Origin of the sequence: Aromatoleum sp. (assembly GCF_035254505.1) — a bacterium.
In the GTDB taxonomy this organism is placed as follows: Bacteria; Pseudomonadota; Gammaproteobacteria; order Burkholderiales; family Rhodocyclaceae; genus Aromatoleum.
Genome location: NZ_DATFAO010000106.1, coordinates 1 through 15142 on the forward strand (window position 1 = coordinate 1; position 15142 = coordinate 15142).

General features: G+C 64.7%; 19 protein-coding genes. 8 read left to right on the forward strand and 11 right to left on the reverse strand.

Going from position 1 to position 15142, the window contains the following annotated elements:
* The first annotated feature begins 313 nt into the window (after nt 1-313).
* From alc to VJ673_RS23055, 3 genes are all read left to right on the forward strand, one after another.
* Entirely contained in the window at nt 314-1327 is a 1014-nt protein-coding gene (gene alc / locus VJ673_RS23045) for an allantoicase (RefSeq protein ID WP_324128524.1), read from the forward strand.
* A gap of 8 nt (nt 1328-1335) precedes the next feature.
* Nucleotides 1336-1866: an ureidoglycolate lyase gene (locus tag VJ673_RS23050; protein WP_324128525.1), complete on the forward strand. Its 531-nt coding sequence runs from the start codon at nt 1336-1338 to the stop codon at nt 1864-1866.
* A gap of 247 nt (nt 1867-2113) precedes the next feature.
* Nucleotides 2114-2629: an AmiS/UreI family transporter gene (locus VJ673_RS23055; protein WP_324128526.1), complete on the forward strand. Its 516-nt coding sequence runs from the start codon at nt 2114-2116 to the stop codon at nt 2627-2629.
* A gap of 4 nt (nt 2630-2633) precedes the next feature.
* Here the strand turns inward: VJ673_RS23055 and VJ673_RS23060 are convergent, their stop codons facing one another.
* A complete protein-coding gene (locus VJ673_RS23060) occupies nt 2634-3692 on the reverse strand; it encodes a YsnF/AvaK domain-containing protein (protein WP_324128527.1) in 1059 nt (352 codons plus the stop codon).
* A 219-nt stretch (nt 3693-3911) separates the two neighbouring features.
* On the opposite strand from VJ673_RS23060, the gene VJ673_RS23065 reads away from it, so the two are divergent.
* Complete coding sequence (locus VJ673_RS23065) at nt 3912-4355, forward strand: DUF2382 domain-containing protein (protein ID WP_324128528.1); 444 nt, start codon at nt 3912-3914, stop codon at nt 4353-4355.
* 30 nt (nt 4356-4385) lie between these two features.
* Here VJ673_RS23065 and VJ673_RS23070 read toward each other — a convergent pair whose 3' ends face one another.
* The 5 genes from VJ673_RS23070 to VJ673_RS23090 all read right to left on the reverse strand — a co-directional run bounded on the left by VJ673_RS23070 (nt 4386) and on the right by VJ673_RS23090 (nt 7216).
* Nucleotides 4386-4673 carry a hypothetical protein gene (locus tag VJ673_RS23070; protein WP_324128529.1) on the reverse strand — a complete coding sequence of 96 codons (288 nt, stop codon included), beginning with the start codon at nt 4671-4673 and terminating at the stop codon, nt 4386-4388.
* A gap of 231 nt (nt 4674-4904) precedes the next feature.
* On the reverse strand, nt 4905-5108 hold the full coding sequence (locus VJ673_RS23075; protein WP_324128530.1) for a hypothetical protein: 204 nt from the start codon (nt 5106-5108) through the stop codon (nt 4905-4907).
* Nucleotides 5109-5222: 114 nt separating this feature from the next.
* Complete coding sequence (locus VJ673_RS23080; protein WP_324128531.1) at nt 5223-5573, reverse strand: GFA family protein; 351 nt, start codon at nt 5571-5573, stop codon at nt 5223-5225.
* Between the two features lie 67 nt (nt 5574-5640).
* Nucleotides 5641-6699, reverse strand: coding sequence for a potassium channel family protein (locus VJ673_RS23085; RefSeq protein ID WP_324128532.1), 1059 nt, complete (start codon nt 6697-6699; stop codon nt 5641-5643).
* A 145-nt stretch (nt 6700-6844) separates the two neighbouring features.
* Nucleotides 6845-7216, reverse strand: coding sequence for a hypothetical protein (locus VJ673_RS23090; protein ID WP_324128533.1), 372 nt, complete (start codon nt 7214-7216; stop codon nt 6845-6847).
* A gap of 128 nt (nt 7217-7344) precedes the next feature.
* Here VJ673_RS23090 and VJ673_RS23095 point away from each other — a divergent pair, with 128 nt between their 5' ends.
* Both VJ673_RS23095 and VJ673_RS23100 read left to right on the forward strand, forming a co-directional pair.
* Nucleotides 7345-8988: an AAA family ATPase gene (locus tag VJ673_RS23095; protein WP_324128534.1), complete on the forward strand. Its 1644-nt coding sequence runs from the start codon at nt 7345-7347 to the stop codon at nt 8986-8988.
* Between the two features lie 2 nt (nt 8989-8990).
* Complete coding sequence (locus VJ673_RS23100; RefSeq protein WP_324128535.1) at nt 8991-9788, forward strand: general secretion pathway protein GspB; 798 nt, start codon at nt 8991-8993, stop codon at nt 9786-9788.
* A gap of 10 nt (nt 9789-9798) precedes the next feature.
* Here VJ673_RS23100 and VJ673_RS23105 read toward each other — a convergent pair whose 3' ends face one another.
* Nucleotides 9799-10707, reverse strand: a complete 909-nt coding sequence (locus VJ673_RS23105) for a LysR family transcriptional regulator (protein WP_324128536.1) — start codon at nt 10705-10707, stop codon at nt 9799-9801.
* Between the two features lie 124 nt (nt 10708-10831).
* Here VJ673_RS23105 and VJ673_RS23110 point away from each other — a divergent pair, with 124 nt between their 5' ends.
* Nucleotides 10832-11305, forward strand: a complete 474-nt coding sequence (locus VJ673_RS23110) for a tellurite resistance TerB family protein (RefSeq protein WP_324128537.1) — start codon at nt 10832-10834, stop codon at nt 11303-11305.
* 23 nt (nt 11306-11328) lie between these two features.
* Here VJ673_RS23110 and VJ673_RS23115 read toward each other — a convergent pair whose 3' ends face one another.
* Nucleotides 11329-11655 carry a DUF2917 domain-containing protein gene (locus tag VJ673_RS23115; RefSeq protein ID WP_324128538.1) on the reverse strand — a complete coding sequence of 109 codons (327 nt, stop codon included), beginning with the start codon at nt 11653-11655 and terminating at the stop codon, nt 11329-11331.
* 205 nt (nt 11656-11860) lie between these two features.
* On the opposite strand from VJ673_RS23115, the gene VJ673_RS23120 reads away from it, so the two are divergent.
* A complete protein-coding gene (locus tag VJ673_RS23120; RefSeq protein ID WP_324128539.1) occupies nt 11861-13288 on the forward strand; it encodes an aminotransferase-like domain-containing protein in 1428 nt (475 codons plus the stop codon).
* Nucleotides 13289-13307: 19 nt separating this feature from the next.
* Here VJ673_RS23120 and VJ673_RS23125 read toward each other — a convergent pair whose 3' ends face one another.
* The 3 genes from VJ673_RS23125 to VJ673_RS23135 form a co-directional block, all read right to left on the reverse strand.
* Nucleotides 13308-13718 (reverse strand): low affinity iron permease family protein, encoded by a 411-nt coding sequence (locus VJ673_RS23125; RefSeq protein ID WP_324128540.1) that lies wholly within the window; start codon nt 13716-13718, stop codon nt 13308-13310.
* Between the two features lie 27 nt (nt 13719-13745).
* Nucleotides 13746-14399 carry a dihydrofolate reductase family protein gene (locus tag VJ673_RS23130; RefSeq protein ID WP_324128541.1) on the reverse strand — a complete coding sequence of 218 codons (654 nt, stop codon included), beginning with the start codon at nt 14397-14399 and terminating at the stop codon, nt 13746-13748.
* A 273-nt stretch (nt 14400-14672) separates the two neighbouring features.
* Entirely contained in the window at nt 14673-15110 is a 438-nt protein-coding gene (locus VJ673_RS23135; protein WP_324128542.1) for a VOC family protein, read from the reverse strand.
* Between the last annotated feature and the right edge of the window lie 32 nt (nt 15111-15142).

Here is a 15142-nt window from a genome sequence, read left to right on the forward strand (position 1 = left end):
GGTGAATCCTCCTTTGGATTTCAGATGTCGTGAGCCTCCTTTCTCGTCTACCGCGATTGTCGGAAAAGCTCTGTTGCGCTCGTCGCATCGCACAAAAGTGTCGTGCTGAATTGTTGAGCGGTGACGGCATCATAGGCGATACATTTTTTGTATGCAATTCTTGAATTCACGTGCTAGGATGACCCGCATGCAGTCTTGCAATGCCTTGCGCATTTGCCTCCACACGCTGCACCTCCGGCCCGCCCGTTGCGCTGTTCTTGCCCGATGTGGCCCGCCGTATAACATCCACGAGACCGATACCAAGGAGATCCCCATGGCGCTGCCTACGCTCGATCCGAACGCCCCTGAATTCACCCGCCGCTATCCGAACCTGGCCGACCCGCGCCTGGGTGCCGTGGCCACGTTCGCGACCGACGAATTCTTCGCACCGAAAGACCGCATGCTCAACCCCGAGCCGGCCGTCTTCATCCCCGGCAAGTACGACGATCACGGCAAATGGATGGACGGCTGGGAAACGCGCCGTCGCCGCAACGGCGGTTACGACCACTGCATCGTCAAGCTGGCCCGCTCGGGCGTCGTGAAGGGCGTGGACATCGACACCAGCCATTTCACCGGCAACTTCCCGCCGGCCGCGTCCATCGAAGCCGCTTACCTGCCGGACGGCGAGCCGACCGACGCCACGCAGTGGACCGAAATCGTTCCGTCGACCACCCTGCAGGGCAACAGCCACGCTTACGTGGCCGTGAGCAACCCGGGCGCCTTCACGCACCTGCGCGTGAACATCTTCCCGGACGGCGGTATCGCCCGTCTGCGCGTGTACGGCCAGCCGCAAGTCGATTGGAAGGGCGCGGACCGCATCAAGCTATTCGACCTGGCCGCCATGGAAAACGGCGCCTACGTGGTGGAAGCGAACAACGAGCACTTCGGGCCGGCGTCCCGCATGCTGATGCCGGGCCGTGGCGAGAACATGGGCGACGGCTGGGAAACGCGCCGCCGCCGCGAGCCGGGCAACGACTGGTGCATCCTGCAACTGGGCGCCGCCGGGACGATCGAGAAGATCGAAGTCGACACTGCCCATTTCAAGGGCAACTACCCCGACCGCTGCTCGATCCAGGCCGCCTTCGTCGAGGGCGGCACCGACCAGTCCGTGATCACCCAGAGCATGTTCTGGCCCGTGCTGCTGCCCGAGCAGAAGCTCTCGATGGACGCCATCCACAGCTTCGCCGAACAGATCGCGAAACTCGGCCCCGTCACCCACGTGCGTCTGAACATCATCCCGGACGGCGGCGTCTCGCGCCTGCGCCTTTGGGGAAAAGTGAAGAAATGAGAGCAGCCATGAACGCTCTCCCCGCCGCGACAGAGTCTCCGCCCAGGACGCTTGTCGCCCAACCGTTAACCCCGGATGCCTTCGCACCCTTCGGCGACGTCATCGAAGCCGGCGACGCGGTGCGGCAGTTCCCGATCAACGGCGGCAACACAACGCGCTACCACGACCTCGCGAAGATTGACCCGGGACCCGACGGGCACGCCATCGTGTCGATCTTCCGCGGCGAACCGCGCGCCCTGCCCTTCCCGATCGAGATGATGGAACGCCACCCGCTCGGCAGCCAGGCCTTCGTACCGATGTCGGGCCGCGAGTATCTGGTTGTCGTCGCTCCCGCCGGCGACCCTCCCTCACCAGAAGACCTGCGCGTCTTCATCGCCCGCGGCGACCAGGGCGTCAACTACGCCCGCGGCGTGTGGCACCACCCGCTGCTGGCGCTGGATACGGTGTGCGATTTCGTCGTCATCGACCGCGCCGGCAACGGCCATAACTGCGACGAAGTGATGCTTGCTGAGACGGTGCTGATCGACCTCGACCGCTAGAGCCCGCAAAGCAATCAGTGTCGGCAGCACCTCCCGACGCAGCCGAGGACGTATGGGGTGTTCGCGGCGCGGCGAGGACTGTCTGAGCTCGCACCGCGGAAGCGCGGTGCAGAGCGAGTTCCGCAGCCGCAGAGCGAATACCCCGTGCGGCCCCGGCGGGTTAGCAGCACGGGGGTTTCACGCCGCCAACCCAGCGCCCCAGCCTCCGCACCGGACCTCGTCCTTATCAACCAACCTGATCCCGCTCATGCTCCTCGGCCTAGCCCTCTTCTACGTAGGCGCCGTCCTCATCCTCAACGGCCTGTGGATGCTCGGACACATCGGTGACCGCGAAATCCCGCTGATCAACTTCTTCACCGGTGGCATCACCCTGCTCGTCTCGCTCAAGCTCGCCTTTGGCGCCGACGCCGACGCCGCCTCGATCAAAGCCGCCGCCTTCTCGCTGCTCTTCTCCTTCACCTACCTGTGGGTCGCCTTCAATCGCCACAACGGCGCAGACGGCCGCGGACTCGGCTGGTTCAGCCTCTTCGTCGCGATCACCGCCGTCCCGGTCGCAGTCGAAACCCTGGCCGGCGCCAAAAGCAGCTGGGACCTCTGGCTCGGAACCTCCTGGGCGGCATGGAGCGGCCTCTGGCTACTCTTCTTCCTGCTGCTCGCGCTGCAGAAACCGCTCACACGCCTCGCCGCCTGGACCTCGATCGTCCAGGGCATCTTCACCGGCTGGGTTCCGGGCTACCTGCTCCTCAACGGCACCATCCGCTGAGACATCAGCGCCGCCCCGTCACCCGCTCCCAACCGTGGCGCACCGCGAGCTTCATCCGCTCCCAAGTGTTCGGATGCTCGCGCTCCCACCCGGTGCGGACATCCGACTCGATGTCTTCCCAGCCGCGATCACGGTAGCGGTTCTCGCCGGCCAGCGAATAACCATAACGATAGGCCGGCTGATACTCCTCATACGCCCCGCCCTGCGACGCGTACCTCGCCTGGTAATCCTGCCGATACTCCGGCTCATAGTCCTCGAACGCGCGGATCGTCGCCTCCGTCTCGCCACCGGCACGCTCAGTCTCGACCTCCGTCCGCCGCACCGTGTCCTCGATCGTCTCCGAACGCTCGGCGACCTCCTTGCCAACCACCACTTCTTCGACCACACGGGCCGTCTTGCTCACCACGGCCCGCTCGGCGGTCTCTTCGATTTCCACGCTCTTTTCGCCCAGAGCCTGGAGATCCTCAGCGGTCGCCGGACGATCCGCGGGCCGGCGCTCGACCTTGGCACGCTCTTCGCGAAGATTCACGGTCTCCTGGACGGGCGTCTCGACGGTGCGCGAATACACTCGCACGCTGCCCTTGTTCACCTTGCGCTTGCCCACTTCGAGCTGTTCCTCGATGACCGGCAGCACCGCCCGCTCCTTCGCGATCTCCTCTTCCGTGTAGGGCTTCGAATCCGGCTGATAGCCCGTCCAGCCCTGCTGGCGCCACGCGTCGACGCGTGCATCGACGTCGACCGCGCCCGCCTCCTCCAAGGTGTAGCGGACCGACTCGGCACTCACGTCATCCGGCAGATCGACGGAAAGCACGACCCCGCCCCGCCTGAGCGCTTCCGAATAGGTGCTCACTTCGTCCGAATCGTCGGTACCGAAGAGATTGCTGAAGAAGTGGCCGATGCCGCTCAGCAGCCCCTCGTCGCGCTTCTCACCCGTGGTATCCGCCGTCGCCCGCGCCCTCGTCAGATGGACCGTTCCGGGCTCGATCCCCTGCCTGATCAACAGTTGCTCGGCCGAGCGCGCCTGCTCGGTCGTATCGAAAACGCTAATCACTGTCTGTGTCATGTCTCGCTCCGATCATTATGTGATGTGCAGCGACAGGCATGATTGCAAAAGACATTCCCCTCCTTCCCGAGGGCTGGTGAGGGCATGAACGGGCGACACCTTGAAATAATTACACGCCTGCCTCGCGGGTCACGGCCTTCCCTTCCGCGGCCTTCCCTTCCGGCTTGCCGGGACCACCGCTTGCAGGGTCTCCGGCAACTTCCAACTTCGTGTAGCGCCATGAGCGATTCCAACACCCCAGCCGATACGCAAGCCACGGTCGTCCCCGTCATCACGGAGGATTTGTCGGTCGTGCGCGTCACCGAAAAGACCGGACAAGCGGTGCGCGTACGGGTCGTATCCGAGGAGCAGACGAAACGCGTTCCTCTGGTCGACGTCGTCGACGAACTGTCGGTCGAGCGAGTCCCGATCAACCAGGTCGTCGCCGAACGCCTGCCACCGAGGGCCGACGGCGATGCGCTGATCGTGCCGGTCTACGAAACGATCGCGGTCGTCGAGCACCGCCTCGTGCTCAAGGAAGAACTACGGATCGTGCGGTCCAAGCGTAAAGTCGCGCGCGGACAGGACGTGGTCGTGCGCGAGGAGACGGCGATCGTCGAACGACGCGATACCGAGGATGGCGACTGGCGTCCCGAGGAGCCTATCGACATTCCCGGGATTTGAACGCGCGACTCAAGGCGCGTTCGACGGGGACTACGCTACCGCAGCCACTCCCGCCTCGCTGCGGGCGGCCTGCGCCGCATGCATGTCCTTCAGCACGCGTCCGGCCAGAGTCTGAATGCGGTCCACCAGTTGATCCGGCACCGGCAAGGCAAGCGAACGGGCGGTGTGTTTCTCGACTTCGTGCAGGAACACATCGCGCAAGGCCGCCGGGTTGGGGTGCGTTGCGACGAGCGCCTTGACCTGCGACTGCAACACGGCAGCGGCGGCGGAGATTTCGACGAGGGTGGCCTGCAGCTCGGCCATGGACAACTCGTTCATGAGGCAAATTCCGGACGGCAAACAAGGGAATCGATTCTCTCACCTCCTCCGCCCGCTGTCCGCGCTGTTACAGAGCCGCGCCCGCCGCCTAAAGCCAGGGCGGCCGGTGCATCGCATCGGCCTCACCATCCGCAGCGAGGATCGCCCCGGGAAGAGGAACGCGCAGCCGAAGCCGCGCGCTCCGCGGATGCATCTCAGTTTGGGCTCATAGGGGAGCACTTAGGACTGCTCCTAGCGGCTGTCGCGCCCCTTCTGGCCGCTACCGCTGCTCGATCCGCTTTCCTGGCCGCGGCCTTGCCCTTGGTCGCGCTGGCTTCCGGAGCCGTGTTGCTGCCCCTGTTCGCGCTGGCCCGGGCTCTGGCGGGTGCCCCCTTCGCTGGAACCTTGGCCGCTGTGTTGATTACCGCCTCGTTGACCGCTTTGTTCCTTAGGCATTTCAGTCTCCTTTGATGGAACGCGGAAAAGACCGCGCACCACCATGGAGCATTCGTCGTGCCCAGCCGAAGCGCCTCTACCGGTAGAGAGAACGGTAAATAATGCCAGCGACGACTATCGCGACCGCCCGTCGAAATGCTTCACGGGCAAGGAAGCGAGCTTCACGCCTTCAAGGCAGCGCACATTGATCGCCGCCATGGCCTTGCCCGACTGATCGGTGCCTTCCCCGAAGGGGTGAATACCGCACACCGCGCAAAAGCGGTGCTTGATCGTGTGCGTGTTGAAGGTATAGGTGCTGAGGTTTTCTTCCGGCGTCAGCAGGCGCAGCTTCTCGCGAGGCACGAACCACATCAGTGCCCCTTTGCGGACGCAGATCGAGCAATTGCAATCGACGACCTGGGTCAGCTGCTCTCCCTGGACCTCGAAGGCGATGCGACCGCAATGGCAGCTTCCCTTGTAGATCATCAGCTTGCTCCTTTCAGCGGAATCGGCAACGAACGTGCTTACGACGACGTTTTCATCATAGCGCGGCTCAGCCGACGAGGAACTCCGCGAGATGCGCCTCGATCTCGGCGCGGCCGGCAGGGCTCGCCATCGCGATCAGCACGTTGCCGGGGTAGAGCAGCAGTTCCCCCGGCGGGTTGAAGGTCCAGTCCTTTTCGTCGCGCACCGCGAGCAGGATGTACTCGGGGCTACGCAACTGCAGCGACGACAGCGGCGTCGCGGGGAAATTGTCGGGCAGCGGAAACTCCTCGACGCGCAACTTCTTCTCCGACTTCAGCATCTCGTTCAGGAAGCCCACGACGTGTGGGCGCACCATCGCCGACGCGATGCGCATGCCGCCGGTGAAGTCTGGCGAGATCACCGCGTCCGCCCCGGCCTTGTACATCTTGGCCATGTTCCGCGTTTCCTGCGCACGCGCAACAATGCGCACGGTCGGATTGAGCTGCTTGGCCGTGATGATGATCATCAGGTTGCGCGAGTCATCGCCGGTCACCGCGAAGACGCCCTTCGCGTCCTCGATGTCGGCCGCGAGCAGCAGATCGTCGTCCGAGCCATCGCCGTGCAGGTACAGCAGTCCGGGGTACTTATCCTGGTTCTCATCGAAGCGCGCCTGCTCCACGTCGATCGCGACGAAGTGGCGTCCGGTGCCATGCAGCTCGTAGGCGACATTGCGACCCACCCGACCGAAACCGCAGATGATGTAGTGATCTTGCAGCTTCCTGATCCGCTTTTCCATGCGGCGCCTCCGGAGTGTCTGGTCGAAGTCCTTTTCCATGAACAACATGGTCAGACTGGTGAAAAGGAAAGTCAGGACGCCGAACCCGCCGATCGCGAGGAAACCTGCAAACAGGCGGGCCCCCAGGGAGTCGATGCGCACCGTTTCACCGTAGCCCACCGTCGTGATCGTGATCAACGTCATGTGCAGGGCGTCGGACCAGGTCGCTTTGCCGTCGCCGATGTGGTGGAAGGTCAGCGTCGCGAGGACGACGATGGCGAGCAGGATCCCGATCGCAAAATAGATCCGCACCACGATGCGCGGAAGCGTGGAATTCCGGACCGCCGGCGCACTGACACGGCGCGCTGTCATCTTCTTGGTTCGGACCGTCATCAGGCAGGCGAAACGTCACCGGACGAAAAGTCGCGATTGTAGCGAGCGCACCTCGCCTGCGGGCGACGGCGAACGAGAATTCGACATGGCGGAAGGGGCTTCCGCGTCGATGCGGAAGCGGGCCTTAGCGGTTGCAGGCGGTACGCACCTTCGACGGAAAGAGCAGGATCAGGAACACCAGCAGCAAGCCGGCGACGAGCAGCGGACCGAAGGCCGGCGGCCGCGAAAAGCTGAAGCGCTCCACCATCGGCGCGGACACGCGGAAAAGCTGGTAGCCGCCCGCGGCCATCCCCAGCCACCACGCCCACTTGTACTGCCGCCACAGCCCCCACGCGATCAGCGCGGCGACGACTGCCGCGAGCCAGATGAAGGGCTGGCTGAAGCTGAAACGCAAGGTAAAAGCGCTGCCGCTCAACGCGAACTGGATCAGGGTGCCACCGAATACGACAGCGATGTAGGCCACGGCGGTGGCGGAAGCAAGACGCAAACGGGTCATGAGAGGAAAGGCGCCGAACGGCGAAAAGACGGATGCGCGGCATTATGCCCCGACCGTTTGCGCATCGCAGCGCGTAATGTGACACTAGCGCAGCGCACCGACCTGGGGCCGCTCCACGAGACGCACGCATGTACAACGAGTATTTCGGATTTTCGGCGGCGCCCTTCTCGATCGCGCCCGATCCGCGCTACCTCTTCATGAGTGAACGTCATCGCGAGGCGCTGGCGCACCTGCTGTACGGGCTGCGCGTCGACGGCGGCTTCGTGCTGCTCACCGGCGAAGTCGGCACCGGCAAGACTACCGTGTGCCGCTGCCTGCTGGAGCAGGTGCCGGACGACTGCGACGTCGCCTTCATCCTGAATCCCAAGCTCGACACCGTCGAACTGCTCGCGACGCTGTGCGACGAACTCCACATCCCGGCCCCGGCCGGCGAGCACTCGATCAAGGTGCTGGTCGACCTGATCAACCGCTATCTGCTGGATGCCAACGCGCGCGGGCGCAAGACGGTGCTGATCGTCGACGAGGCGCAGAACCTCTCCAACGAGGTGCTGGAGCAACTGCGCCTGCTCACCAACCTCGAGACCAACGAGCGCAAGCTGCTGCAGATCATCCTGCTCGGCCAGCCGGAACTGCGCGAACGGCTCGCGCAGCCCGAGATGCGCCAGCTCGCACAGCGGATCGTCGCGCGCTACCACCTCGAGCCGCTGTCGCGGCCGGACGTAGCGGCCTACATCGATCACCGGCTCTCGGTCGCAGGCGGTCGACAGGCGCTCTTCCCGCAAAAGGTGATCGACCGCCTCTATCGGCTCAGCGGCGGCACGCCACGACTCATCAACGTCATCTGCGACCGCGCCCTGCTCGGCGCCTACGTCGAAGGCAAGAACGCGGTCGGTGCCGCGACCTTGAACCGGGCCGCGGGCGAAGTGCTCGGCGGTATTCCGCCGCGATCGGGCCTGAGGCAGATCGCGCTGGCCTCCTTGCTCGCCGTGGCCCTTGCGGGCGGCGCTGCGGCGGCCTGGCGCTACAACCTTTCGGAGCATGGCGAGCCAGTCCGGTCGAGGGCGGCTGTGCGATCGGATTCCGCCCCCGTCGCCGCTCAAGCCGCCGAAACGCCTGCCTCATCGCCCGCGGAAACACGTCCCTCGCCGCCCGAGGAAATCGCCTGGCCCGCACCGACCGAGCAGTGGCTGCACGAGGTGATGGCGGTGCGCAGTCTCTCCTCGCTCTGGAATATCGAAGTGCCTGCCGTCGGCATCGACGAGGCCTGTCGCCTTGCCGCGGCGCGCGGCATCGGCTGCCTGCGGCGAGACGGTGACCTCGATTCACTGCGCGCGATGAACACGCCGGCAATCCTGGAATTGGGCCAGGCCGACGGGCCGAATTTCTTCGTCACCCTGGTCGCGCTCGACGCCGAGCATGCGCGGCTCGCCTTCGCGGGCAGCACGCACGAGGTTTCGCTCGAAAGCCTCAAGCGGCAATGGCGCGGCAACTACGTCCTGCTATGGCGCTCGCCGCCCGGCTGGTACCGCAGCGTCGGTCCCGGCATGCGCGGCCCGGACGTCGCATGGGTGCTGCGCCAACTCGGCCGTTGGGAGGGACTGCCGGACGCCGGGGCAGGCAGCATGTATAACGCATCCGCCGAGCAGCGCATGCGCGCCTTCCAGCGCGGCAACGGTCTGCCCGAAGACGGCGTCGTCGGCCCGATGACCCTGGTACGTCTCGCGGCCGTGGCGGACAGCGAGGCGCCCGTTCTCGCGAGACAGGGGCAATAACGATGTCCTACATTCTCGAAGCGCTGCAGAAGTCCGAACACGCACGGCAACGCGGCAAGGTGCCGGACCTGAGCACGATCCCCGCGACGACCGCCGCCACCCGCCCGGAAAGGTCGGTGCACCATCAGCCCTACGTCCTGGCCGGCTTCGCCGTCACCCTGCTCGCGGCCGTACTCGGGTGGTGGCGTCCGTGGCAGCCCGCCACCCATCCGCACTCCCTCCCACCGGAGGAAGCCGCGCAGGCAAGACAGCAGACACCTCAGGAAGCACGGGAAGAGCAGAAGATCGCGGCAGCGGTGCCCCGCGCCCACGAGCCCGCTCCGACGCAAGCCAGACCGACGGAACAGATCCAGGAACGTCCGAGCGCGCCGCCGTCCGACGCGCCATCGAGTACTACGAGCACCGAGTCCGCAGAACGCATCGAGAAGAAACCCGCAAGAGCCCGAACAGCAGCGTCGTCGCCTTCACGGCCCGCGCCCGTGGCGATGGCTCCGCTCGCCCCCCGGGGCCCGATGGAAGCCAGCGGATCTCCCCAGTCCTCGCCCGCGCCGACCCCCGCCCGCCCGACGCCCGGCCGCATCCTGAACCTCCAGGACTTGCCGCCCGCCGTGCGCAACAGCCTGCCGCGCCTGACGGTCTCCGGGTACGCATCGGCCGGCGACTCCGGCAAACGGATGGTCGTCGTCAATGACCGCCTGGTGCAGGAAGGCGAAGAGGTGGGCCCCGGCGTGACCGTGGTGACGGTCGGCGGCGACGGCGTCGTGTTCGACTACCAGGGCTACCGCTTCCGAGCGCAGTAGCAAACGGAAGCTAGCCGCCCTCCCAGTACCCCGGCGTGTTGTAGACGCCCTTCAGATACTCGATGAAGTGGCGCACCTTCGCCGGCAGGTAGCGTTGTTGCGGGTAGACGGCCTGGATGTCGTAGGCGGGTGCCGCGAATTCATCGAGCACGGTCACAAGCTCGCCGCGCTTGAGTTCGGCCTGGATCTCCCAGGTCGAACGCCAACCGATCCCCAACCCTTGCTTCACCCAGCTATAGAGGAGCTCGCCGTCGTTGCAGTCGAGATCGCCGTCGACGCGCACCGCGACGAGCTTGCCGTCACGCAGGAAACTCCAGCCGCGCTGCTGGCCGCCCTGCAGGTTGAAGGCGAGGCAGTTGTGGCGGGCGAGGTCTTCGAGCGTGCGCGGTTCGCCGTGTCGGGCGAAATAGTCGGGCGCGCCGCAGACCACGCGGCGATTTGGGAAGAGCTTCAACGCCACGTAGTTCGGATCGGTCACCTCGCCGATGCGGATCGCCATGTCGTAGCCTTCGCGCACAAGGTCCACGACGCTGTCCGTGAGGTTGAACGACAGCTTCAACTCCGGGTAGCGCGCCTTGAAGACCGGCGCATGCGGGGCGACGTGGCGGCGCCCGAAAGCGGCGGGAGCCGAGACGACGAGATGCCCGCGGACGATGTCCCGCCCGGCGCTGACGCTGGTCTCGGCCTCGTCGAACTCGTGGATCAGGTGGCGGCACTGTTCGAGGAATTGCTCACCGAGATCGGTCAGCGTGAGCCCGCGCGTCGAACGATGCATCAGGCGCACGCCGAGGCGCTTTTCGAGTCCATCCAGGCGCCGCCCCATCACGACCGGCGTAACGCCCTCTACAAGCGCCGCCGAAGCAAAGCTGCCCTTCTCGGCGACGAGAACGAAGCTGCGGATTTCGGTGTATCGGTCCATGCGCCAAGTTTAGCGCCGAGTTCGGCGTGATCCGCCGGACATCCTTCTTTTTGCACCTTCGCGCGCACGAGCTGTCATTATCTGCAACCGCGTCCGCACAGACCCCGCTCATGGAGACCGCTCGATGCTTCGCACCCTCAACGAACTCTTCCGCTCGCTGTTCGACGCCTCGCCGGAAGACGAGGCCTCGAGCGAACACCTGCTGCGGCTCGCGACGGCGGTGCTGCTGGTCGAAGTGATGCGCAGCGATTCGCAGGTGCTCGCGGAAGAACGTGAGGCGGTGCTGGAGGCGCTGCGCGACAAATTTGCGCTGAACGACGACGAAGTGGCGCGGCTTTTCGAGCTCGCCCAGACCGAGGCAAACGAGGCGACGGACCTGCACCGCTTCACGTCGCGCATCAACAAGGGCTTCAGTGCCGAGCAAAAACTGCGCGTGATCGAACTGCTGTGGCGTGTCGCGCTCGCCGACGATCACCTCAGCGCGCACGAGAACCATCTGATGCGTCGCCTCGGCGACCTGCTCTACATTCCGCACGCCGACTACATCGCGGCCAAGCAGCGCGCGCGCGACGCGCTCAACGCGCAGGCTGCCCCCTGAGGCAACCTGCGATCCGGATTCAATCAGACTGCCGCGCCTGCGGCCCCGGTGCTATCCATCGGATGGCGGCGATACAGGCGATTTAGTAGGCGGCCGGCCAGGCGCACCGGCCAGGGCGCTGCCGCGACGATTTTGACATTACCGTGCGGCACGCCTTCGATCAGCACTAGGCCTTTGCTTTCAATGCGCATCCCCTCGCCGGCGACGAGGAAGAAATCCCCGGCCTGGCCTTCGACGGTGACCCACACCCTGCCATGCGTGCATTGCACGCGCAGTCCGCGGGCGTCGCGAAAGGCGAGCGGGCTCCATTCGTCCAGCTGGAAGGTTCCGTTGCTCGTTAACATCCGCATGATCGCTCTCCTGGTTTCGTCATTGAACGCGCACTGCCAGTCTAGGAATTGCGGGCAAGCCAGTACAGACACACGGAAGTCAAATTGACATCGATACAGATGGCGCTTTTCGAAAGTGTACTGGTCGAAATCGGGGCCAACTGTATCTTTCGATGGGACAAGGCCGGCGGGACAATGGCGCGGTAAAGCGTCACAAGGGATGGACATGGACGAACGCTCGCTGCGCTATGAACAGCTCGCCGACGAGCTGGGCGGCATGATTGCGGAACGCATCCTGCGACCCGGCGACCGGCTGCCTTCGGTGCGAACGATGGCGCGCGAAAAGAAGCTCTCGATCTCGACCGTCGTCCAGGCGTTGCGACAGCTCGAAGAGCGCGGCCAGATCGAAGCGCGCCCGCAGTCCGGCTTCTTCGTCCGGCCACCCGCGACAAGCCAGAACGCACAGCTCGAACCCCAGCAGCGTCCGCGCCGCAGCCGTCCCGTCGCCGTCGACATCAGCAGCCGGCTGATGCGCGTCATCACGCTCAACAACCGGCCGGACATGGTGCCGCTCGGCGCTGCCCTGCCCGCTCCCGAACTGCTGCCGATCGCCGCACTCCAGCGCCTGTACGGCCAGATCGGCCGTCAGTCCACGCATCTGCTCGACGCCGCGAGCCACTCGATGCTCAACTACCCCGAGCTCGTACGCCAGCTCGTGCGGCATTCGCTGACCTGGGGACGGCCGCTGTCGGCGGACGAAATCGTCGTCACCAACTCCTGCACCGAGGCCCTGCTGCTGTGTCTGCGCGCGGTCACGAAGCCGGGCGACACGGTCGCGGTCGAATCACCGTCCTATTACCTGATGCTGCAGTTGCTGGAGCAGCTCGGCCTCAAGGCGTTGGAGATTCCGACTCACCCGCGCACCGGCTTGTCGGTCGACGCGCTCGACATCGCCAGCCGCGAACGCCGCATCGCCGCCTGCCTGCTCGTCACCAACTTCAACAACCCGCTGTGCAGCCTCATGCCCGACGACGAAAAGCGCCGCCTCGCCGCGCTCACCGCCGAACGTGGCATTCCGGTGATCGAGGACGACATCTTCGGCGAGCTCTATTTCGGCACCCAACGCCCCTGGCCGCTCAAGTCCTTCGACACCACCGGCAACGTCATGATGTGCTCGTCGCTGTCGAAGACGCTGATCCCGTCGCTGCGCCTCGGCTACGTCGCCGCCGGCCGCTTTCACGCCGACGTGCTGCTGCAGAAGACCCTGACCTCGGGCGCCACGAACCCCATCACCCAGGCCGTCGCCGCCCGCTACCTCGAATCGACCGCCTCCGACCGCCACCTGCGCTTCCTGCGCCGCGCCTTCCAGAAGCAGGTCATGCAGATGTCGGAAGCCGTATTGCGTTACTTCCCGCCCGGCACCCGCATCTCGCAACCGCAAGGCGGCTTCGTGCTGTGGGTCGAACTGCCCGCCGGCAGCGACGGCATGGCGCTCTTCGAGAAAGCGGCCGAATCCGGCATCGCCATCGTCCCCGGCGAACTCTTCTCGCCCGGCGGCCACTTCAAGAACTGCCTGCGGCTCAATTGCGGCAATCCGTGGTCGCCGCGCATCGAGGACGCGATCCGCCGGCTCGGAGCCCTCGCAGCCGCTTGAGCCTCGGCGGCCGTGCCACTCACGGCTCGGGCGTGCCGGTGTCGAGTGCTCCTACATCCAGATCAGCACGCGCCGCAGCCGCAAGCGCCTCGTATTTCTTCCGGAAAGCGTCGAGCTTTTCCTGCTCGAGTTCCTCCAGATCGAGCAACGCGTTGTGCGCACCCTTCGTCGCCCGAATCAACTCGTCGAGCTTTACCTGGATCGCCTCCGTGTCCCGATTCTGGGTGTTCTGGATCAGGAAGACCATCAGGAAGGTGACGATCGTCGTGCCGGTGTTGATCACCAACTGCCAAGTGTCACTGAAGCCAAAAATTGGTCCCGTGACGACCCAAAGGACGATGACCCCGACGGCCAAGGCGAACACTGGCGGACGGCCGCAAACCTGTGCGGCGAGTTTTGCAAACCGGGAATACCAGGATCCGTTTTGCATAGCATTTCTCCCGAACAGCGTCCGGCATCACTTCACTTCGCGCCGGAGCACAACATGCGTCGCATTTTCCGAAGCAAGGTGCTGCACGCACTTGTATCCCGAGGCACGCAAATCAACCTCCTCGAACAGACACTCTCCGCTACCCAATAGCACGGGCGCGATGGCGAGATGCATTTCATCAATCAGACCGGCGCACAGATACTGCCGAATCGTATTGACCCCGCCGCCGATACGCACGTCCTTACCACCGGCCGCGTCGCGCGCGCGGTCCAACGCTTCGAGAATGCCGCCCGTGACGAAATGAAATGTCGTGCCGCCCTCCATCTCAATGGCTGGGCGCGCATGATGCGTCAGGACGAAAACCTGGACGTGATACGGCGGGTTATCGCCCCACCACCCTTTCCAATTCAGATCAGGCCAGGGCCCGCGAATCGGGCCGAACATGTTCCGGCCAAGAATCCACGCGCCGATGTTCGTAAACCCCCTCGCGGCAAATTGCTCATCAATGCCCGTGGTGCCGCTGTCAGCGCCGAAGAGCGCGCGCTGGAACGTACGCGTCGGCAACGCCCATCGGTGCAAGTCAGTACCGCCCAATCCCAGCGGATTGTTGATGTCCTGATCGGGCCCGGCTCCGTACCCGTCAAGGGAAATGGTGAAGCTCTCGACTCGCACTCGCGTCATCTCAAACCTCCTCAAACGTTACCGCTGTGGGTGTCGACTGGCGAAGACGTATTCGGTTGCATGACGCCCCGCAACTTGCGACGAACGTCACGACACGCTAGCCATCTCGCCTGCGGAGCGAACCAAGACCCGCGTTTTGGGTCTCCCCTCGACCATCGGCTCGTTTGTCGTGTCCATCCGGCCAAATGCGCTGGAATTCTGCGTGGCATGAACATGGACAACCTGCAGGAATAGGGCAAGGCTTCATTCGATACTCCACCGGGTATGCCGTGTTTACCCGAGCTGTTGCGCGAGCCCGATGAGGATTCCTTCGGGGCCCCGGATGTAACATAGCCGATACGTATCTTCGTACTGCACCACTTCGCCGACGACTTGCGCACCGCATTTACCAAGCCGGGCGAGCGTATCGTCAATGTCCTCCACGGTGAACATAACGCGTAGATAACCGAGGGCGTTCACCGGCGCCCAACGATGATCGGCGACCACAGGCGGCGCCATGAACCGGGACAGCTCAAGCCGGCTGTGACCATCCGGCGTACGCAGCATGGCAATTTCGACCCGCATATCCCGTAATCCAGTGACACCGTCTGCCCAGCCTCCTTCGATCGGGGCGCGCCCCTCAAGCTGAAGGCCAAGTTCGGTAAAAAACCCAATGGCGGCATCGATGTCTTCAACCACGATGCCGACGTTGTCCATGCGTTTCACGGTCATGATGGCTCCTGGGGGCTAACGTCTCACTGCAC